Source organism: Arthrobacter pascens (assembly GCF_017052465.1).
Taxonomy (GTDB): Bacteria; Actinomycetota; Actinomycetes; order Actinomycetales; family Micrococcaceae; genus Arthrobacter; species Arthrobacter pascens.
The window spans coordinates 1-19,413 of sequence record NZ_JAFHKT010000144.1 but is presented as its reverse complement, the minus strand read 5'-3'; the positions used below and the strand labels follow the sequence as shown (position 1 = coordinate 19,413).

Below are 19,413 nucleotides of genomic sequence, written 5' to 3'. Positions count from 1 at the left end.
CAGTGTCCGACGCCAAGGCACAGAGGTCGGTCCTGGTCGGCCAACTGGCGTCACTGAGGCGCACCACCGTTGCGCTCGAATCGGCAAGAATCGACGGGCTTGAACGGCAGCGGCAACAGGCCCTGCTCGCCACCGTTTCGGCTGCCCCGGAGACGGCAGCGGATCAGGAAACGCAGGGAACGGATCAGGGAACGCAGGCAAGCGGCGCCGTCCGCCCCGCGGCACAGGGTGCTCTGGTTCCGGCGGCGTCTTCCCAGTCCCCTGCCACTCAGGCTCCTGCCGGCCGGACACGCGGCGCCCAAGCGCCAGCGCCGGCGCCTGTTGCACCGGCGCCTGTTGCTCCAGTAGCGCCGGCGCCGGCACGGCCGGCGGCTCCCGCGCCGGCCACCCCTGTCCAGCCCGCTCCGCCGGCACCTGCCCCAGTGGTTCCCGCCCCCGCTCCGAAACCTGTCCAGCCCGCGCCGGCGCCGTCGCCGGGAGGCTCCAACCAGACCGCCATTTCCGTTGCCCTGGGCAAGGTGGGAAAGCCGTATTTCTATGAGTATGGCGGTACCGGCGCTTACGGTTTTGACTGCTCAGGACTCGTGCAGAACGCCTTCGCGGCGGCCGGGAAATACCTGCCGCGGACGGCCGCAGCGCAATTCGCGCAGGCGCCCGTTCATGTTCCCCTGTCCCAGGCGCAGCCCGGTGATCTCCTGGTGTGGGGATCGGCTCCCGGCTTCTATCACGTGGCAATTTACCTCGGCGGTGGCAGGGTGGTGCAGGCCCTGAACCCGTCCGCCGGCATCACGGTGACCGACCTGGGCACGATGGCGGCATGCAGCTCCACCCGGTGGCGGCCCGCTACTAGGCGCGCTGCCAGCCCGTCCCGGCGCCTACGACAGCACGTCCTTGCTGACAAACCTGCCATAGGCCAAGGCACCGAAAAGAGCGATATAGCCGCCCTGCAGCATGGCGTTGCTGGTGAAGGACTCCCATCCGATGGGCTGACGCAGCAGGTCCGCGAATCCGAACCAATAGTGGCTGAACAGCCATGGATGCAGCCACTCCAGCTGCGGCAGCTGGTCCAGCACCTGCGATGCCACGGACAGGACGATCGTGGCTGCCATGGCTCCCACCGGCACGTCCGTCAGGGTGGACAGGAAGAGCCCAATCGCCGAAAGTCCCAGCAGCGAGACGGTCTGGTAGGCGGCGATCAGCAGCATTCTGCTGAATGCTTCGCCCGGCTCCACCACGTCGCCGGAGAGCAGTGTCACCGGACCCACCGGGAAAAGCGCCGCACCGATTCCGGCCCCGGCGAGTGCCACCGCCAGCGGCGCCGCGATGCAGAAAGCGACCGCCCCAACATATTTCACCAGAAGCAGCCGCACGCGTCCCGCAGGAGCCACGAGCAAGTATCGGAGGGTGCCGTGGCCGGCCTCGCCGGCGATGGTGTCGCCGGCCACGACCCCGATGGTCAGCGGCAGGAACAGCGGCACGGCAACGATCAGTGCCGTCACCCCGACGAACAGCCCGTTTTGGGTGATGCGGTCCAGGAACGCCGGCCCCCGGCCCGGCGGGACCGTTGAGGAAACCCGGACGACGACGGCGATCATCACCGGGATGGCGGCCAGCGCCAGCAGCAGGGCCTGGGTCCTGCGCCGCCGGAACAGCAGCGTCAGCTCCGAGGCCAACAGCGGGCCGCTGGAGGGCGTCCGCCGGGCATCACCCGCGGTGTTGGCTGTCCGCTCACTGTGCGACATCGAAGCCCTCCCCCGTCAGTGCCACAAAGCGGTCTTCCAGGCTGCCGCGCTCCACGGTGAAGCCGCGGACCCGCACGCCGTCGGCCACCAGCGCCGCGACGATTGACTCCGGTTCTATTGGCTCCAGACTCGGCGCCGTCCCGGCCCCCTTAGGCAGCCCGCCCTCAGGCAACCCGCTATCAGGCAGTACTGCGGTAATGACAGCGCCCTGGCCGTCCGGATGTCCGACGACCGGAGTCATCCCAAACCGGGCCAAAACGCCCGAGGCCGCGCCGGCGTCGGGCGTGAGAAGCCGAAGCTGCGCCGAGCCGGTCTTGCGGAGCTCCGGCAGCGGGCCCTGTGCCACGAGGCGTCCGGCGCTCATGATCGCCGCGTGCGTGCAGATCTGCTCCACTTCCGCGAGCAGATGGCTGGAAACGAAGACGGTGGCGCCGTCGGCTGCCAGCGACCGCACCAGGTTTCGCACCTCCCGGGTGCCCTGCGGATCCAGGCCGTTGGTCGGTTCGTCAAGCACCAGCAGTTCCCTGTCGGCGAGCAGCGCATTGGCGATTCCCAGCCGCTGCTTCATGCCCAGCGAATAGGCCCGGACTTTCTTTCGGGCGGCGTGTGACAGCCCTACCCGTTCGAGGGCTTCCGCCACGCGGGCACGCCGCGTGGCGGGAACCGCATGCCGGTCCGCAGCATCAAAGCGGTGCAGATTTGCCGCCCCCGAGAGGAACGGATAGAAGGCCGGCCCCTCAACCAGGGCGCCCACCCTGGGCAGCACCTCGTCGAGCCGGCGGGGCATGTCCAGCCCGAGCACACTGACGGAGCCGGCCGTCGCCGCGGCGAGGCCGAGCATCATTCGGATGGTGGTGGTTTTCCCTGAACCGTTGGGGCCCAGGAACCCGAACACGGATCCCCGCGGCACGGCCAAGTCAATGCTGTCCACAGCCACCTGGTGGCCAAAGCGCTTGGTCAGCCCCCGGGTCTCGATAGCGAGCCCGGGGCCGCGGTCAGCGGACGTCACCTCGCAGCAGCGGCTGCCTGAAGCCGCTCCAAGGGTACGGACCCGGCGAACACGCGGCCGTCGTCGGTGAGCAAGACGTTCAGCAGGGACGTTGAGATCGCCCGGCCTCCGGGAACAGTGACGGTGGCCTGCCGCAGCAGCGGGTCCGTCAAGAGGTTGTCGATGGACGGCACGCCGGCGTTCGGTGCGCCGGTATTCGGAGCAGCGGTACGTGCCGGGAAGCTGACGATGCTATCCCAACCCGAGCCTGTCACCGACGGAGAGTTCCGCTGGGCACCCGGGGGCTGGCCCGTCCCGTAGTGCTTGCCCGGCCCGTGGTGCTTGCCAGGAACCTTGGCTGCGTGCGGCCTGCCCGGCAACACCAGTTCCTTGATCGTGGCACCCGGCGGCGGTGTGAAGTTGAACAGGCCTGCGTCCGGCGCCTCGAGCTTGAGGCTGGTGAATGCGGCCCGGAATGCGGGCTCGGCCTGTCCGCGGGCGCGGACTTCAACGCTGAGCGGCAGGCCCTTTTCGCCGTCCACGGCAATGGCAACGGACTCCACCAGCGTTCCGTCCGACCGCGGGGTCAGCTTCAGGCTGTACGCCGCGCGGCCAGCCACCTCCACGTCATCACCGACGGTCACTTCCGTAGTCGAATCAATCTTGGCGAGCATCCGGGCGGCCAGCTCCTCCGGGGTAAGCACGGATCCCGGCATCCGGGTGGCCGGGGGCTTGCTGCCGGCAGCCTTGTCCGGGAGCGTCACATGGGTGGCCGTGTTGTCCTTGGAGTTGTACAGCCACAGTTCGTTGCCTTGCCGCACGGCGTCGCGCTCGGCGAGCCTGTCCATGACCTGGATCCGCACGTTGGCGGGTCCGTCCACGAAGACCCGTGCGCTGTGCGGCCCCGTCAGCAGTTCGGCGATCGAGCCTGTTCCCGGCCCGGCGCTGGGGCCAATCTGGGGAACGTCCGGCAGTACAAGCTCGGAGGTCTGCTCCAAGGTTCCCGACAGGGCTTTGGTGGAGTGCTGTCCGATCATGGCGAGCACCTGCGCGGGCGTCTTGTCCGGCAGCGGGTCACGGGCGCTGGCGGGTACGGATCCTGCCAGTACCCCGGCAGCGATTACAGCAGGTACGGCCGCGGCGGGCATCCACCGCAGCCACTTGGAGGTCATCTCTAACTCCGCTCCGACGTCGCAGCTTTATATCCTCAGGGTACGCCTCGGCCATTCTCCTGACAGCCCCGGATTGTCCCCTCCCCCAACTTTCCTCACTGCACTTACTGGGCCAGACTGGACGGGACGCCGTTATCCAGCTTCAGGAGCCCTGAGCAATGCGCACGCCCATCCCCTCCAGTCCCGCAGATGAGATGACCGGCATCGTCGGTTTTGCGGCCCAGTCCCTGGACGCGCTGGGGGAATGGGGCGTCGGGCTGTTTACCCTGGCCGAGACAGTGTTCCCGCCGATCCCCAGCGAGGTCATCCTTCCCCTCGCCGGCTTCCTGACACGCCAGGGAACCATGAACCTGGGCCTGGTTTTGGTCACCAGCACGCTCGGCGCCTACCTGGGCGCCCTGGCGCTGTATTTCCTGGGAGCCAAGGTGGGGCTTGAGCGGTCAATTCGTTTGCTCTCCAGGCTCCCCCTCATGGACCGTGAGGATTTCGAAACGGCGAATGACTGGTTCCGGCGCCATGGCAAATCCGCCATATTCTTTGGCCGGCTGCTTCCGGGTGTGCGCAGCCTCATCTCGCTGCCGGCAGGTGCCCAGCGGATGCATCTGGGCACGTTTAGCGTCTTGACCATTGCAGGAAGCGGCATCTGGAACGGTGCACTGATCGGTCTGGGATCCGTCCTGGGGCGCCAGCACTCCATGGTCGAGCAGTACTCGCGCTACCTGAATTACGCCGTCTACGCAGGCCTGGCGCTCTTCGTTGCCTGGCTCATCGTCCGCTATGTCCGGAGGAGGAGGGCGGCCGAACGCCCGCAGTAGCATCCGTCTGGGGACCTTCTGGCTGTGGGGGGCTTCTGGCTGCAGGTGCTTCTAGCTGCCGGGCACCACGGTGCCGGCACCGCCGTCGACCGTTATCTGTTGGCCCGTCCGGAGGCGGGACGTGGCGTCCGGAACGCCGACGACGGCCGGAATGCCGTACTCCCTGGCCACCACGGCGCCGTGCGAATTGGGGCCGCCCATTTCCATGACGAGGCCGCCCGCCGTGAGGAACAGCGGGGTCCATCCGGGATCCGTCGACGGCGCCACAAGGATTTCACCCGGTTCCAGGTGCGCCCCCACCGGGTCCAGGATGACCCGTGCCGGGGCGGTCACGGTTCCCGCCGACGCCGGACTTCCCGCCAGGGCGCCGTCCGCGGCGGCACCCGCTGAAAGCACAGTTTCGGGTTCGGTGCCGTCGGACAGCAGCATTCGCGGGATGCGGCGTCGGTCCAGCTCCAGGCTGTAGGCACCCTGCCGCCGTGCCACGAGGTCCTGCATGTCGGTTCCGCCCAAAGCTTGCCGCACTTCGGCAAAGTCCAGGAAGAAGACGTCGTCGGCCCGCGCAATCCGTCCACGGCGTGCCAGCTCGGCCCCTGTGGCTGCCACTTGCCTGCGGGCTTCCGCGAGTGCCAGGACGATCTGGTATTTGGGACGTTCACGCAGGCCGATGAAGAGCCTCGCCCGCCTCAGTGCAGCCCGGACAATGGCGCCGCGGACGCGGCCCCTTGAGCTGGCCTCCGCGACGAGCCGGGCAATCTGGGCCTCGGCCTCGGCCTCTGCCCGGCGGAACTGGCGGTCCGGGGCCAGGGCGGGGTCCTCGAGCCGGAGATAGTTTGCCAGGACGCCGAGGATATGGGTGGGGTCATCCCTCCACCGCGGCATGCCGAGGTCGATTTCGGCAACCGCACGGTGCCCGTACTGTTCCAGGAAACCGTCCAGGCCCTGCTGTGCCGCGGCAGGCAGTTCCTGTGCGCTGAAGCGCTGGGCCAGCACGGCGAGGGGCTGGTCCTCAAACAACCGGCGGGCTTCGCCGTCCGAGCGGATCGCAGTGGCCAGCCGCCACAGCTCCAGATCCATCTCGGTAGTCACGTTATTGGGCAGTCCTCGAAGAATGGGCTGCAGATCCGTGCGCCGGTCGGGTCCGCCCAGCAGTTTTCCGGCCAGGGCCAGCAGGGCAAAACCAAGCGCGGGCAACGGAAGGATGGCCGGCACAATGGGAAAGGCCCCCGCGAGCACCCGTTCCGCGTGGTCAAGCCGCTGCAGCGAAGACGTTCCGGGGGGAAGCTCCAGGGCGTGGCCGAAGTCCTTCGTGAAACGGTCGACGCGGCGGAGCGCGGCTTCCGGCCGGAGCAGGGCACGCAGCAGGGACTCCGGCACGCGGCCGCGCAGGGCCACCGGTATCACCCGCCGGAGGAGGCCCCAGGGCGTACGGCGGGTTATGGAGAACCGCGGATCCGTGAACACGCTGCGCAGCACGGCCGCGGAGCGCGCCTCCATAACGTCAAAGGCCCTGGGGACGATGAAGCGTCCCACGGTGCTCCGCACCACGCCGGTCAGGTCGATGAAAATGCGCTGTCCCGCTTCGGCGAAGGGCGGAGGGCCAGTCCTGGCATCAGGCACGTCGAAGGATGCCGCACGGGCCACCGAGGAACCGAGGATCCGGAAGGCTGCGATCCCCATCGGGGTAAGGGGCCTCGTCAGTCCCTGGGCGAGGCTGAAGCAGAGAAAGATCCGGGTGCCTTCCCGCCTGGCCGCAGGTCCCGCCCCCGGGACCTGTACTGGCACGGGATAGAGGGTGGTGATGGGGCGTGACTGCGTCAGCCAGAGCTTGCCCGCGGGGTCGATCGCCCACTCGGTATCCTGCGGAGCGCCATAGTGGGCTTCGGCCCGGCCTCCGAGTGCTGCCAGGTCGCGGATCTGACGGTCCGTGAGGCAGGGTTTCGTTCCCGAGGCGGGCTGGTCCACGTGTTCGGTGCCGCCCCCTGGCGTGGAGCGGATAACCAGCCGTTTGTCTCCCAGCCTCCGCTCAAGGATCGTCCCGGACTCGGTGTCCACCACAAAGTGGTCGGGATTGACCGCGCCGGACACCACGGCTTCGCCCAAACCCTGGCTGGCATCGATGACCGACTCGCGGCGGCGCCCGGTCACGGGGTTGGCGGTGAACATGACTCCGGCAGCTGCAGAGTCCACCATGCGCTGGACGACGACGGCGAGCGCCACGGTGGACGGGTCAATGCCGCGGCTGGCGCGGTAGGCCACAGCGCGGTCCGTCCAGAGTGATGCCCAGCAGTTCCGCACAGCTGCCAGCAGGGAGTCCGCGCCAACGACGTTCAGGTAGGTGTCCTGCTGCCCGGCGAAACTGGCAAACGGCTGGTCCTCGGCCGTGGCCGAGGACCTGACCGCCACCGGAGCGTCAGGCCGCCCGGCGGCGGTTCCGCGTGCACCGTAGGCCGACCGCACAGCGGCAGCGATCTCGGGCGGCAGCTCAGCCGATGTGATCAGGCTTCGGGCCCGGCCGGCCAGCGCTGCAAGGGCGTCCAGGTCGTCGGCGGGCGTGGCTCTCAGGGCGCGGTGCACTTCATCGAGTCCGATCGGCGCCGTGGCCTGAAGGTACGCAGCGGTAGTGAGGCAGAAGCCCTCCGGCACCGGCAACCCGGCGGCCAGCAGCTCACCGAGGTTCGCGGCCTTGCCGCCCACCTCGGGCAGCATGTCGGCGTTGACAGCGCCCAGGCCGAGAACCAGCGCGCCCATGGGTTATGAGGCGCCGAGCATGGGCCCGAAGCTGGCGCGGTCAGCCAGCCGCGGATCCTCCCTGTCGGGCACCACCATGACGGGGCTCTTCGCATGATGCAGGACACCGTCCGACGTGGAACCCAGGAGCATGCCGGTGAAACCGCCGCGGCCGCGGGTACCCACTACCACCAGCTCAACGTGGCGGCTCGCCTCCACCAGCACGTCCACGGGAGAGCCGTCCAGGAGCCTGGTTTCGATCGTGAGCCCCGGGTAGTGACTCTGCAGCCAGGCAACACCGGCCTTCAGCTGGACCTGGATGTCGGCGAACAGTGCTTCCCGGTCCATGGGCGCGGGAACCCACGCCAGCGAGCCGCTGTACTGGGGCACGGCGCAGACCACCCTGAGCGGCGCAGCGAGCCGTTCGGCCTGCGCCGCGGCTTCCAGAACCGCCACCCTGGCCTGTTCGGAGCCGTCCACGCCCACGACAACGACGTTCTCCACGGGCCCTCGGCCGGCCTTGGCCTGCTCCGCCCTGATGTGTTTGTCCTGCGTGGTTTCACCCAGCCGGTCTGCACAGATCAGGGGAACGGTGACGGTGACGCATTTGGCGTGTGCCGGCATCGCACTGCTGACGGAGCCCAGAAGCCGCCCCACAAAGCCGCCGCGTCCGCGCGTTCCAACAACCAGGAGCTCGGCGGATTCCGACAAGTCCAGCAGGACGCCGGAAGCGTCCCCGTTCTCGACGGAGGCGGAGACGTCTATGTTGTAGGCGGCCACCTTGTCCACCGCATGCTGCAGGATGGCCTCGGCACCCTCACGGATCACGGAGTCGTCGACGGTGGCGTACCCGCCGTCGAGGCCCGACGCCGCGAAAATGGGAACCGAGTAGGCGGTGACTATATGGAGAGGACGACGGCGGCGCTCGGCTTCACGGGCCGCCCACACCAGGGCGCACTGCCCATGGTCCGAGCCGTCGACGCCAACCACTATTCCCTCGGGCCTGGCAGACCTGCCGCCGCCATCCCGTGCCGGGTCCGGATGCAACTCGTGTGCGCCCATTTGTGGGTCCGCCTCCTCGCGTACTGCCCTGATGATGCGGCTATTCTGCCAGAAGGAGGCACCATCGCCGTCACCCGGCAGGTCTTCTTTGCCGGATTGTAAAAGACCTGCTCTAAGTCATAACTATTCTCGGTCGCAGTGCAGTTAGCAAGCAGGCCGGAGGGCCCGCTGCGGCACCTCCAGCACGCACTTTTTCGGCCCTGCCCGGGCCCTCTCCAGGGACGCCCTCCTGGCCTTCTTACTGCTCCTCGTGAGCTTCTCCCGCAATGTGCCGCGTGGGCTATCCAGAGGCCGAAAAAGTCTGTATCCTTCGAGACACTGTTGATCCGAGATCTGTGTTTCAGAACACACTCGGACAACATGTGGTGTCTGCTTGCTGGGGCAGCGGACGGTGCGGGGCGCGGACGCCCTGCACCTCGAAAATTTTCGAGGAGGAAGCTGTAGTGTCAAGCATGCCTGGTCTCAGCAGGGCTGAACGTACCACCGCCGTGGTCATAGGCGCGGGCCTTCCCGGCCTGGCCGTCGCCACCGAACTCCGTCGCCGCGGCGTCGACTCGATCATCGTCAGCGGGCTGGACTCCCCCGGCTCATCCCAGGCCTCCCAAGCGGCGCCCCCGCAACGCTGCGGCGCCCCGGGCGCCTCATCGCGGGAAGAGCGCAACGAGATCATCCGCCACCTCCGCAACTACGCTGCGAGCCACCAACTGGACATCCGGAACGACACCTCCGCGGTGCTGCTGGAGATGGGGACTGCGACGGCCGGCGATTCCCTTCACCGCTGGGCGGTCCATACCCCCGACGGCGTTCTGATGGCAGACCACATCATCCTCACGCGGTGTGCCAACGGGCAACTGCGCCGCATGATCACGGATCTGGGCATCTCCGTGGGCCAGAACCTGGTGGCCGCCATGCGCGCCATCGGCATTTACCTCGTGGGGGTGGGCGAGCTCATCACCCCCACCCCGAAGGAGGTGCTGCGGCAGGCCAAGGTGGTCGGACGCGCAATTTCGGCCAAAGTGAACCCCGACAGCGTCCCGTCCGTCCTGACAGGAAGCTTCGCGGCGCTCCCCGCCCCGGTCTGAAGCGCCTGCGGGTTAGAGGCTCCGGTTAGTGGCTCCGGCCGCCTGCGGCCGTGTCCCCGGAATCAGCGTCCTCTTCGTCGTTCCCCATCACGAGCTTCCGGCGGGCCAGGATACCAAGGGCCACGAGCAGCCCCACGGCCACGGCAGCGAACACCACGAGGCTCCACGGGAAAGGCTCCGAAGCACTGGGCGCGTTCTCCGGGGCCGGGGTGACGCCCGGCTGTTGTGTGCCCACGGTGGGAACCGGCGCGGCCGCCGTCGAGCCTTCCGCCCCGGCGGTGGCCGTAAACGTGAACGTTCCCTCAATGGGATGGGAATCCGAACTGACCACGCGCCACAGCACCGTGTACTTGCCCGCCGGGGCGCCCTCGCGCAGCTTCTGGGTGGCCACGTTGTCCACGATCTCCACCTTGCCGTCGGCCCAGTCAGCGCCGGCGGCATCGTTGACCCTCACCTGCGAACCCAGCCCGAGCGGGGTGTTGTTGAAGGTGATGGACACCTCCGCGGGAGGCGCAGCGACGGTGGCGCCATCGGCCGGGCTGCTTGACTCGGCGGCGTCGTGGGCGGAGGCCGGACCGGCGGCGAAAAGCAGGGCGGCGAATGCGACTGCGCCCAGGACGGCGGTCAGCAGCTGGCGGATGGAACGCATGGGCGGATTTCTCCTCGTGTTGGCTTCCTTACAGACTAGGCGAATTTGCCGGGGAACATCCCGGCGACCGAATAGGATTCAAGCGACCCCAAGACTCCGGAGGACTAATGCTTAAGCAGGGCTCTGCACTGGACCGGTATTTCAAGATTTCCGAACGGGGGTCGAACTACTCGCGCGAGATCCGCGGCGGTTTTGCCACGTTCTTCGCCATGAGCTACATCGTGGTGCTGAACCCCCTGATTCTTTCCGGCCCGGACTCCTCCGGCGCCACGCTCGGCTTCCCCGCCGTGGCGGCTGTCACCGCGTTCGTCGCGGGAATCCTGACGATCCTCATGGGTGCATGGGCCAAGCATCCGTTCGCAATTGCGACGGGACTGGGCGTCAACGCATTCGTGGCCGTGACAGTGGCGACGAACCCGGGCCTGACCTGGCCGGACGTGATGGGTCTGGTGGTCCTCTCCGGAACCACCATGCTGATCCTGGTCCTGACCGGCTTCCGGACCGCGGTGTTCCGGGCAGTCCCGGACGGGCTCAAGACGGCGATTGTGGTGGGCATTGGCCTGTTCATCGCCCTGATCGGCCTGGTCAACGCCGGCTTTGTGCGCCGCATCCCGGACGCTGCCGGCACCACCGTCCCGGTCGGCCTCGGGTTTGACGGCAGGCTCCTGGGGTGGCCGACGCTGGTGTTCGTGTTCGGCCTGATCCTGACCATCGCCCTGCTGGTGCGCAACATCAAGGGCGCCATTTTGATCGGCATCGTCGCCTCCACCATCCTGTCCGTGATCCTGGAGTTCACGCTGCACATCGGGCCGAGCTTCGACGGGACGAACCACAACCCGCAGGGCTGGTCCCTGGTTGCCCCCACGTTCACCGAATGGGCCGCCCCGGACCTCTCCCTCATTGGCAAGGCCAACCCGATCGGCGCTTTTGAGCACCTCGGTTTCGTGGCCGCCACGCTCCTCGCGTTCGTGATCCTGCTCAGCATCTTCTTCGACGCGATGGGGACCATGGTGGGCCTGGCCAACGAGGCAGGAACCGTGGACAAGGACGGCAACATCCCCAACGTTGACCGGGTGCTGCAGGTGGACGCCCTCGGCGCGATCATCGGCGGCGGCGCGTCCGTATCCTCCAACCAGATCTACGTCGAATCAGGCGCAGGCATCGGCGAAGGCGCACGGACAGGCCTGGCCTCGATCGTGACCGGCCTGCTGTTCCTGGTGGCCATGTTCTTCACACCGCTCATCAACCTGGTGCCGTTCGAGGCCGTGGCCCCCGCCCTGGTGGTGGTGGGATTCATGATGGCGGCCCAGGTGGGCAAGATCGACTGGACGGACTGGGGCATCGCACTTCCGGCCTTCCTGACCTTCACGCTGATGCCCTTCACCTACTCGATCGCCAACGGCCTCGGCGCGGGCTTCATCTCCTACGTCCTCATCCGCATGTTCCAGGGCCGCACCCGGGAGGTCCACCCGCTCATGTGGGCAGTGGCCGGAGCCTTCGTGGTGTTCTTCTGCATCGGCCCCATCGAGCAGGCCCTCGGCATGGCCTAGGATCCTCCCACCTGCCATCTGCGTTTCGTGGCTTGCAGGTTTCCGGGATTCCAGACATCACGACGGCGGCGCTGCTGGCTTTCGCTCCCCTGGTGCGGTGAGCTTGGAGCATGGATTTTCCCGCGCTCTCGGTCGATGTTCAGCCCCACCCGTGGACGGGCCGTTTCGATGGTGACGGTGCAGCCCACCTCCGGTGGTGGCAGGCCGTGACCCCTTATGCAGAAGCCCGGCAGGACCGCAGTCCCCTGCGGTCCGACCCGCCCGTCAGGGCCGCTCCCCCGGCTGGGGTTCCGGCTGCTTCCTTGGCTGCTTCCTCGGCCGGCGCTCCGGCTGGGGTTCCGGCCGGGGCTTCGCGTCCCGCCGTCATCCTGGGATTCTGCAGCGACGAGGGCGTGCGGCGCAACAAGGGACGGACCGGCGCCGCGAAAGCGCCAGCCGCCATCCGCAGTGCGTTGGGCCCCCTGGCCTTCCATCTGGACAGACCCGTCCTCGACGCCGGAGACGTGGCAGTCCGGGACGGCCAACTCGAAGCCGGCCAGGCGCGGGCCGGCGTAGCGGTCTCGTCCCTCCTCGACACAGGCAACCTGACCGTATTGCTGGGCGGCGGCCACGAGACGGCTTTCGCGAGCTATCTCGGTGTCGCCGGCTCCGAGGCCGTCCGCACCGGGCAGCGGCTCGGGGTCCTCAACCTGGACGCGCATTTCGACCTCCGCGACGAACCGGCCCCCAGCTCCGGCACCCCGTTCCTCCAGATGGCCGAGGCGGAGGCCGCCGCGGGCCGCGAACTGAAGTACGCCGTCGTCGGCATTTCCCAGCCGAACAACACGCGGGCGCTGTTCACCACCGCTGACCGCCTGGGTGTGAAGTATCTCCTGGACGAGGACTGCACGCCGGACGCCGTGCAGGCATTCGTCGCGGACTTCCTGGCGGAAATTGATGTCCTGTACCTGACCATCGACCTCGATGTGCTGCCCGCGGCGGTGGCTCCGGGGGTCAGCGCTCCGGCGGCACTCGGTGTCCCGCTGCCTTTGGTTGCCGCCGTGTGCCGCCAGGCAGCGACCAGCGGGAAGCTGCTGCACGCGGACGTGGCAGAACTGAATCCGGCCTTCGACATCGACAACCGCACCGCCCGGGTGGCAGCGCGGCTCGTCAACACACTGCTCGCCCCGCGCTAGTCAGAGGAGCCGGACCGGCCCTTGGTTCTGGATGAAGAGGCCGGCGGCTTCGGGGCGGCCTTCTTGACCATGGAGGCCGGCGGCTTTGGGAACGAGGCCGCCGGATACAGTCCGGCCACCTTGTTTGTGTACTGCGCCCACTGCGGTCCGGCGATCATGTAGCCGTCGATGCGCGAATAGAACTTGCCGTTGATGGTGAGGTTCCGGCCGGGACGTTTCTGGCCTTCGAGGGCGTCGCCGAAGAAGGAGGCCGTGGCCAGTCCGGTGGTGTAGCCCACCACCCAGCTGGCTCCGTTGCTGTTGTTCGTGCCCGTCTTAGCCGCCACCGGCAGCTTGCTGGAGATCTTGGGGTTGATGTAAACGCCCGATCCCACCTTGAGAACGTCCTGGAGTACCGAGTTCACGCCGCGTGCCACGTCCCGGTCCACGGCGTCCCGGCACTTGGAGGTTTGTGCAGGAAGCGGCTTCCCGGCACGGTCCGCCACCCGCAGGATGGCAATCGGGGCGCAGTATTGGCCATCGGCGGCAAAGGTGGCGAAGGAGTTGGCCATGTGAAGGGGGGCCACGCCCGTGGCGCCCAGCACGTTGCCCAGCTGGTGCATGTTGATGGGAGTGCCGTCCAACCCGCTGTGGAGGCCCACGGTGTTGACCATTTTCTGTATCCCACAGAAGTCCAGCTGTGCCGCAGAGGCGAACGTTGCCGTATTGATGGAGTTATACAGCCCGTAGTTGACCGGCATCTTCCGGTAGTAGCCTTCGGAGGCGTTCTGCAGATCATCGGCCGCCTCGAGGCCGGCCCTGCGCTGCTTCGTGCTGTAAGCGCCGGCCACCTTGCCGCAGGAGGACCGCCAGCGGAAGCCAAGCGGGTATTCACGCCGGGTCGCATCCACGGTTTCCGTTATGGTCTTGCCCTGGTTGAGCCATTCCGCAAAGGTGAAGGGCTTCATCGTCGATCCGGGTTGGAACCCGCCGGCGCCATTGAGGTCGTTGCCGTTGGGGTCCCTGGAGTCAACGTTGAAGTTGAGCTGGGTATCGAACTTCCCGCGCTGCGGCAGGAACACCGTGTTCTGCGCCATGGAGAGGATCTTGCCGGTTCCCGGCTGCACCGAGACCAGGGAGGCACCCCATTTGCCCGGGTTCGGCCCGGCCGTCGCGTTCACCTGGGCCTGGGCAGCCGTCTGCAGCCGGCTGTCCAGGGTAGTGGTGATGGTCAGGCCGCCGCGGTACAGCTTTTGCTCCCGGGCCTTGGTGTCGGCACCGTACGCGGGGTTGTTCAGGATCAGGTGGCTCACGTAGTCGCAGAAGTAGGGGGCCATTGTCGCGGCGGCGCAGCCCTGCCTCGACGGCCGGAGCTTGAGCCCAATGCCCGCGGCCTTGGCGGCAGCGTGCTGCTTCTTGGTGATCATGGCTTCGTCCAGCATCGCGTCCAGGACCTGGTTTCGACGCTGGATGGAGTTCTTCGGGTTGGCGACGGGATCGTAGAAGCTGGGGCTGTTGACCAGTCCGGCGAGCAGGGCAGACTGGGGCAGGCTGAGTTTGCTGGCAGGAAGACTGAAGTAGTACTGGGCAGCCGCCTCGATGCCGTACGCACTGCGGTTGAAGAAGACGATATTGAGATACCCCTCAAGGATCTGGTCCTTGGTGTACTTCTTTTCCAGCGCGATGGCGAGACGCATCTCGCGTAGCTTGTCCCCCATGCTTTTTTGCCCGCTGAGGACCACCTGGTCCTCCCGTCCGGCGGAGATCATCGCTTCGTTGACGATGTTGGTGACGTACTGCTGGGTCAGGGTGGACGCCCCCTGCCGTTCGCCGCGGGTGAGGTTGCTGGTCAGCGCCCGGAGAACGCCCTGGGCGTCCACGCCGCTGTGCTCGTAAAAGCGTGAGTCCTCGATGGCCACAACTGCTTTCCTGATGAACGGCGACATTTTGTTGAGCGGGACCCGAACGCGGTTTTCGGCGTAGAACGTGGCGATCGGCTTCCCGTCCGCCGTGACGATCCTGGTGGTTTGCGACGGCGGCTGCACGGTCAGTTCTGTGGGAAGACTGTTGAAATAGTCGATCGACCTGCTGACCGTCGTTCCGGCCAGGGCCGCCGCAGGCACCAGGAAACTGGCCACCAGGACACCGCAAAGTGCGCTCACGAGGAGGAACCCGAGCATCATTGACAAGGCCCGTCCAGTCCGCGCCACAAACCTCATCACTGCCACGCTTCCAGCTCACCACGCATCTCGATTGACTTCAGGATACGCGTTGCCCAAGGGGCAATCCACACCGCGCGCCGGGCCGCGGGCCGCCCCCGGACAGCGCCTTGCGCTGCGGACTGTCCGGGCCTCAAACAGGAGTGTGCGGAGCCTTCCCCTCGTCTCCGAACTTTTCGGCTGCCCGGCGCTCGCGGAGCCGGTCCAGCCGCTGCATCACCGGCGCGGTGGTGGCACCGTGCAGCACCACGGAGGCTGCCACGACGAGCCCCACAACGGACCACAGGTAGTCCGCCTGGGCACCGAACTGGCCCTTGCCGAGCGCGTAGGCGAGGTAGTACAGCGAGCCGATGCCCCGGATGCCGAAGAATGAAATGGCGATCCGCTCCCGCGGACCGGTCTTGCCCCGGGCCAGGGCCAGCCAACCGGACAGCGGACGGACCAGCACGAGGAACGCCAGTGCGACGGCCACCTCCGTCCACCCGATTCCGGCCAGCAGTCCCCTGGCGATGGCCCCGCCGAGAAGGACCAGGATCACCACTGTCATCAGCCGCTCGAGCTGTTCCACGTATGAGTGCAGCACCTTGTGGTATCCGTGGGTGTGCTCCGCCGCCCGGATGGTCACGGCGCACACGAAAACTGCGATGAAACCGTAGCCCTCGATCATCTCGGTCACTCCATAGGCCAGGAATGTTGCTGCCAGCGCAACGAACCCCTCGGAGTGGTTGGACAGCCTCATGCTGTCGTGCCGCGCGGAGAAGAAGAGCCTCGCCAGGATCTTGCCCGTTCCGAATCCCAGCAGCACGCCCATGCCGATGCGCCACAGGACATCCACGGCAAACCACTCAGGGAACCAGTCGGAGGGAGACGTCCCCACCACGCTCATGGCAATGGCCAGGTACACGAACGGAAAAGCGAGCCCATCGTTGAGCCCGGCCTCGGATGTCAGCCCGAACCTGACCTCGTCCTCCTTGTCGGTCTCCTCGTCCTCGTCGGCGGGCTCACCGACCTGGACCTCTGACGCCAGCACGGGGTCGGTAGGCGCCAGGACGGCCGCGACCAGCAGGGCGGCAGCCAGGCCCAGCCCCAGCACCCACAGCCCCAGCAGGGTCAGGCCGAGCATGCACAGCGGCATAGCAATCCCGAGCATCCGCCAGGTGGTGGCCCACCGGCGGCGTCCGACGGGCCGGTCCAGAGCCAAACCGGCGCCCATGAGCGAGATGATGACGCAGACTTCCGTCAGGTGCATCGTAAAGTCTGCATGCAGCACCGGATCCGGGTCCGGGAGGTCGCCCAGCAGCCAGAACGTGGCGAAGCCTGCCGCCAGGAAGACCATGGGCATGGAGAACGGCGCATTGCGGAGCAGCTTGGGCAGGATGGCAGCGACAAAGACAGCGAGACCGGCCGCGGCGAAGATAATGCTTGCGGCTTCAAACATGGTCGCCTCCAATCCGGCGCGGGCGGGTCTGACCAACACTAGCGGCGAATCAGGCCCGGCGGCCGCTGCGACGGGCACGAGCGCAGCCTGACAAGCCCTGTCAAAGGCCGGTCAAATGCCAGTCATCTTACGTTTGGCCGGCCGGAGGGTAGACTTGTCTCTTGCCTCGGCAAGAAACACAGAAAGTTCGGTACATGAGCACAGCAACCATGGAGCGCCCAACCGCTTCTTCGCCCTCGTATGGCTCGTCGGATTCCCGGTCCATCTACCTGGCATTCACCAGCGCGGATCAAATCCACGACGGCCTCGAGAGTGCAGTTGAAGCCCTGATCGAAACGGCAGCCCAGGAGGGCACCTGCGGCATCCGCGTCACCCGGATCCAGCCCGGCCGGTACACCGTCGCCCTCGACGAGTCTGTCCCGTTCGGCGAAACTCACGAGGACATCGCAGCCTAACACGCAAAAAGCCCCCGCCTCTGGTGTCATCCGCCGCTTAACTGCGCCGGATGATGCCAGGGTCGGGGGCTTTTGGGTGCGTAAACCTTTTTAGGACGCCAAGCGGGCTAGGCCCGCCGGACCTGCACGCCGTCGGACTTCATGAACGGCTGCGATTCGGAATGACCGCCGCCCACGAGCCAGAGTACGTTGCCGCTCCGTGAGACCTCCTCAACCTCGCCTGCCGCGATGACATGCGCATGCTTAAGGATCTCGACCCGCTCGCCCGGCTGCAATGATCCCCAGTCGGAAACCGTAACAGCGTGTGCGATGCGTCTGGACAGGACTGCCCCGCGTGCTTTCATTTGAACTTCTACCCCTTTGTGGATGTTCTTGCGCCACAGCATCATCGATGTGACTTTTACTACACCTTTAGTTCTACTACACTCGACACGCCTGCGCCGGTCGCGTTGCAGAGTATTTCGGCGGCGCCGGAAAATGTTTCCCGGCGCCGCACATTGTTCAGCGTCAGGCGAGAATGCCGACGGCGGATTCGGCAGCCGCCCGCACCTCGCCGGAGGCCACCAAAAGGTCTGCCGCTTCGAGTTCCAGCGACAGGAACCTATCTGTGCCCGGGCCGTCGACGACGTTACGCAAGGCGGCGATGACGGCTGCCCCCGCGGGGCCCGGAGTCAGGGCTCCCCGGGAGAGCTGCGTGCGCATGTCGATGGCGCGTGCCGACGTCACCAGTTCCACGGCCAGCACGCGGCGCAGGTTCTCCACCGCTTTCCTGAGCTTGCGTGCAGCGTGCCAGCCCATGGACACGTGGTCCTCCTGCATGGCGGAGCTTGGAATGGAGTCCACCGAGGCAGGAACCGCCAGCCGCTTGTTGTCCGACACCAGTCCCGCCTGGGTGTACTGGGCGATCATCAGCCCCGAGTCCACGCCCGGATCACCCGCGAGGAATGCCGGCAGCCCATGGGAGCGGGCGGGATCTAGCATGCGGTCCGTCCGCCGCTCGGCGATCGAGCTGAGGTCCGCGACGGCGATCGCCAGGAAATCCAGCACGTACGCCACCGGGGCGCCGTGGAAGTTGCCGTTCGAGGAGACGCGACCGTCCGGAAGGACCACGGGGTTGTCGATGGACGCAGCCAGCTCCCTGGAGGCAACAAGGGCCGCATGGTCCACGGTGTCGCGGACGGCGCCGGCCACCTGGGGAGCGCAGCGCAGCGAGTAGGCGTCCTGGACCTTGGAGTCACCCACCCGGTGCGAGGCCACGATCGGGGAATTGGACAGGACCCGCAGCATGTTGTCGGCGCTCGCGGCCTGCCCGGGGTGCGGCCGCAGCGCGGCGTGCAGCTCCGGCAGGAACACCTGGTCGGTGCCGAGCAGCGCCTCCACGCTGAGCGCGGCGGTGATGTCCGCCGTCGTCAGCAGTTGCCGGATGTCCGCGATGGCCATCAGGAGCATGCCCAGCATGCCCTCGGTGCCGTTGACCAGCGCCAGGCCCTCCTTCTCCGCGAGGACCACCGGCTCGATCCCGTGCTGGGTGAGGAGCTCTGACACGGGGCGTCCGTCCTTGCCGCCGTACAGTTCGCCGTCGGGCCCTGTTGCCTCACCTTCGCCCATGAGCACCAGCGCGCAGTGCGAGAGGGGTGCGAGGTCACCGGAGCAGCCGAGCGAGCCGAACTCCCGGACCACCGGTGTGATGCCGGCGTTCAGCACATCGACCATGGTCTGCAGCACGACGGGCCGGACGCCGGTGCGGCCGGAGGCAAGGGTCTTGGCGCGCAGGAACATGACGCCGCGGACCACCTCGCGCTCCACGGCCGGTCCCATGCCGGCGGCATGGCTGCGGATGAGCGATTTCTGCAGCTGCGTGCGAAGTTCATTGGGGATGTGCCGGTTGGCAAGCGCCCCGAAACCGGTGGAGATTCCGTAGGCGGGGACGTCGCTGGAGGCGAGGTCATCGATGTGCGCGCGGACCTTGGCTACCGTGTCCAGGGCTTCCTGGGAGATGGCGACCTTGGCGTCGTGGCGCGCGACGGCGACGACGTCCTCGGGGGTCACGCCGCTGGAGCCGAGGGTGACGGTGAGCGGTTCGTGGGTGGTTATGGTCATTGTTCCTACTTCTGGTGGTTGAGCTTGTCGAAACCTGGGCCGGTGATCGAGCTTGTCGAGATCCAGGTCTCGACAGGCTCGATCACCGAAGTGGCTAGTGGGTTTCGGAGGCAGTCTCGTGCATGGGGATGCGGACGCCGCGTTCCTTGGCGACCTCGACGGCGCGGTCGTAGCCGGCGTCGGCGTGGCGGATGACGCCCATGCCGGGGTCGTTGGTGAGGAGGCGTGCGAGCTTTTCGGCGGCGAGGTCGGTGCCG

The 19,413-nt window shown here is 67.2% G+C and carries 16 protein-coding genes and 1 pseudogene; 6 read left to right on the top strand and 11 right to left on the bottom strand.

Features of this window, described 5'->3' with window-relative positions:
* Positions 1-2: 2 nt before the first annotated feature.
* A pseudogene (locus JYA52_RS22955) lies at positions 3-743 on the top strand (C40 family peptidase); the annotation flags it as partial.
* 132 nt (positions 744-875) lie between these two features.
* On the opposite strand, the gene JYA52_RS14085 reads toward JYA52_RS22955, so the two are convergent.
* The 3 genes from JYA52_RS14085 to JYA52_RS14075 are packed head-to-tail and all read right to left on the bottom strand — an operon-like array spanning position 876 to position 3,902.
* Positions 876-1,742, bottom strand: coding sequence for an ABC transporter permease (locus JYA52_RS14085; protein ID WP_205653800.1), 867 nt, complete (start codon positions 1,740-1,742; stop codon positions 876-878).
* Positions 1,729-2,751: an ABC transporter ATP-binding protein gene (locus JYA52_RS14080; RefSeq protein WP_205653799.1), complete on the bottom strand. Its 1,023-nt coding sequence runs from the start codon at positions 2,749-2,751 to the stop codon at positions 1,729-1,731. The genes JYA52_RS14085 and JYA52_RS14080 overlap by 14 nt, the downstream gene beginning before the upstream one ends.
* Positions 2,748-3,902: a LolA family protein gene (locus JYA52_RS14075; RefSeq protein WP_205653798.1), complete on the bottom strand. Its 1,155-nt coding sequence runs from the start codon at positions 3,900-3,902 to the stop codon at positions 2,748-2,750. Before JYA52_RS14075 ends, JYA52_RS14080 begins: the two co-directional genes overlap by 4 nt.
* A gap of 158 nt (positions 3,903-4,060) precedes the next feature.
* On the opposite strand from JYA52_RS14075, the gene JYA52_RS14070 reads away from it, so the two are divergent.
* Positions 4,061-4,717, top strand: coding sequence for a DedA family protein (locus JYA52_RS14070; protein WP_205653797.1), 657 nt, complete (start codon positions 4,061-4,063; stop codon positions 4,715-4,717).
* 51 nt (positions 4,718-4,768) lie between these two features.
* Here JYA52_RS14070 and JYA52_RS14065 read toward each other — a convergent pair whose 3' ends face one another.
* Both JYA52_RS14065 and JYA52_RS14060 read right to left on the bottom strand, forming a co-directional pair.
* Positions 4,769-7,468 carry a PEP/pyruvate-binding domain-containing protein gene (locus JYA52_RS14065; RefSeq protein WP_205653796.1) on the bottom strand — a complete coding sequence of 900 codons (2,700 nt, stop codon included), beginning with the start codon at positions 7,466-7,468 and terminating at the stop codon, positions 4,769-4,771.
* Between the two features lie 3 nt (positions 7,469-7,471).
* Positions 7,472-8,509 carry a universal stress protein gene (locus tag JYA52_RS14060; protein WP_205653795.1) on the bottom strand — a complete coding sequence of 346 codons (1,038 nt, stop codon included), beginning with the start codon at positions 8,507-8,509 and terminating at the stop codon, positions 7,472-7,474.
* A 452-nt stretch (positions 8,510-8,961) separates the two neighbouring features.
* Here JYA52_RS14060 and JYA52_RS14055 point away from each other — a divergent pair, with 452 nt between their 5' ends.
* The gene (locus tag JYA52_RS14055) at positions 8,962-9,591 is read left to right on the top strand and encodes an FAD-binding protein (protein WP_205653858.1); all 630 of its coding nucleotides are present in this window, start codon (positions 8,962-8,964) and stop codon (positions 9,589-9,591) included.
* Positions 9,592-9,616: 25 nt separating this feature from the next.
* Here the strand turns inward: JYA52_RS14055 and JYA52_RS14050 are convergent, their stop codons facing one another.
* Entirely contained in the window at positions 9,617-10,240 is a 624-nt protein-coding gene (locus tag JYA52_RS14050; protein ID WP_205653794.1) for a copper resistance CopC family protein, read from the bottom strand.
* A gap of 107 nt (positions 10,241-10,347) precedes the next feature.
* On the opposite strand from JYA52_RS14050, the gene JYA52_RS14045 reads away from it, so the two are divergent.
* Both JYA52_RS14045 and hutG read left to right on the top strand, forming a co-directional pair.
* A complete protein-coding gene (locus JYA52_RS14045) occupies positions 10,348-11,790 on the top strand; it encodes an NCS2 family permease (RefSeq protein ID WP_205653793.1) in 1,443 nt (480 codons plus the stop codon).
* A 110-nt stretch (positions 11,791-11,900) separates the two neighbouring features.
* Positions 11,901-12,965 (top strand): formimidoylglutamase, encoded by a 1,065-nt coding sequence (hutG, locus tag JYA52_RS14040; RefSeq protein WP_205653792.1) that lies wholly within the window; start codon positions 11,901-11,903, stop codon positions 12,963-12,965.
* On the opposite strand, the gene JYA52_RS14035 is transcribed toward hutG, so the two are convergent.
* Both JYA52_RS14035 and JYA52_RS14030 read right to left on the bottom strand, forming a co-directional pair.
* Positions 12,962-15,163 (bottom strand): transglycosylase domain-containing protein, encoded by a 2,202-nt coding sequence (locus JYA52_RS14035; RefSeq protein WP_205653791.1) that lies wholly within the window; start codon positions 15,161-15,163, stop codon positions 12,962-12,964. The two genes, hutG and JYA52_RS14035, sit on opposite strands and share 4 nt — an antisense overlap.
* 133 nt (positions 15,164-15,296) lie before the next feature.
* Positions 15,297-16,601, bottom strand: coding sequence for a cation:proton antiporter (locus JYA52_RS14030; RefSeq protein WP_205653790.1), 1,305 nt, complete (start codon positions 16,599-16,601; stop codon positions 15,297-15,299).
* A 194-nt stretch (positions 16,602-16,795) separates the two neighbouring features.
* Here JYA52_RS14030 and JYA52_RS14025 point away from each other — a divergent pair, with 194 nt between their 5' ends.
* Positions 16,796-17,056 (top strand): hypothetical protein, encoded by a 261-nt coding sequence (locus JYA52_RS14025; protein ID WP_240460347.1) that lies wholly within the window; start codon positions 16,796-16,798, stop codon positions 17,054-17,056.
* A gap of 107 nt (positions 17,057-17,163) precedes the next feature.
* Here the strand turns inward: JYA52_RS14025 and JYA52_RS14020 are convergent, their stop codons facing one another.
* The 3 genes from JYA52_RS14020 to JYA52_RS14010 all read right to left on the bottom strand — a co-directional run.
* Positions 17,164-17,400, bottom strand: coding sequence for a hypothetical protein (locus JYA52_RS14020; RefSeq protein ID WP_205653789.1), 237 nt, complete (start codon positions 17,398-17,400; stop codon positions 17,164-17,166).
* Positions 17,401-17,563: 163 nt separating this feature from the next.
* Positions 17,564-19,156 carry a histidine ammonia-lyase gene (hutH, locus tag JYA52_RS14015; protein WP_205653788.1) on the bottom strand — a complete coding sequence of 531 codons (1,593 nt, stop codon included), beginning with the start codon at positions 19,154-19,156 and terminating at the stop codon, positions 17,564-17,566.
* A 94-nt stretch (positions 19,157-19,250) separates the two neighbouring features.
* On the bottom strand, positions 19,251-19,413 hold a 163-nt coding region (locus tag JYA52_RS14010; protein WP_205653856.1), incomplete at its 5' end, for a urocanase-related protein.

Coding starts and splice junctions, on each gene's coding strand:
- JYA52_RS14085 (WP_205653800.1), bottom strand. CDS start 1,742: ATGTCGCACAGTGAGCGGACAGCCAACACCGCGGGTGATGCCCGGCGG.
- JYA52_RS14075 (WP_205653798.1), bottom strand. CDS start 3,902: ATGACCTCCAAGTGGCTGCGGTGGATGCCCGCCGCGGCCGTACCTGCT.
- JYA52_RS14070 (WP_205653797.1), top strand. CDS start 4,061: ATGCGCACGCCCATCCCCTCCAGTCCCGCAGATGAGATGACCGGCATC.
- JYA52_RS14065 (WP_205653796.1), bottom strand. CDS start 7,468: ATGGGCGCGCTGGTTCTCGGCCTGGGCGCTGTCAACGCCGACATGCTG.
- JYA52_RS14060 (WP_205653795.1), bottom strand. CDS start 8,509: ATGGGCGCACACGAGTTGCATCCGGACCCGGCACGGGATGGCGGCGGC.
- JYA52_RS14055 (WP_205653858.1), top strand. CDS start 8,962: ATGCCTGGTCTCAGCAGGGCTGAACGTACCACCGCCGTGGTCATAGGC.
- JYA52_RS14050 (WP_205653794.1), bottom strand. CDS start 10,240: ATGCGTTCCATCCGCCAGCTGCTGACCGCCGTCCTGGGCGCAGTCGCA.
- JYA52_RS14045 (WP_205653793.1), top strand. CDS start 10,348: ATGCTTAAGCAGGGCTCTGCACTGGACCGGTATTTCAAGATTTCCGAA.
- hutG (WP_205653792.1), top strand. CDS start 11,901: ATGGATTTTCCCGCGCTCTCGGTCGATGTTCAGCCCCACCCGTGGACG.
- JYA52_RS14035 (WP_205653791.1), bottom strand. CDS start 15,163: ATGAGGTTTGTGGCGCGGACTGGACGGGCCTTGTCAATGATGCTCGGG.
- JYA52_RS14030 (WP_205653790.1), bottom strand. CDS start 16,601: ATGTTTGAAGCCGCAAGCATTATCTTCGCCGCGGCCGGTCTCGCTGTC.
- JYA52_RS14025 (WP_240460347.1), top strand. CDS start 16,796: ATGAGCACAGCAACCATGGAGCGCCCAACCGCTTCTTCGCCCTCGTAT.
- JYA52_RS14020 (WP_205653789.1), bottom strand. CDS start 17,400: ATGAAAGCACGCGGGGCAGTCCTGTCCAGACGCATCGCACACGCTGTT.
- hutH (WP_205653788.1), bottom strand. CDS start 19,156: ATGACCATAACCACCCACGAACCGCTCACCGTCACCCTCGGCTCCAGC.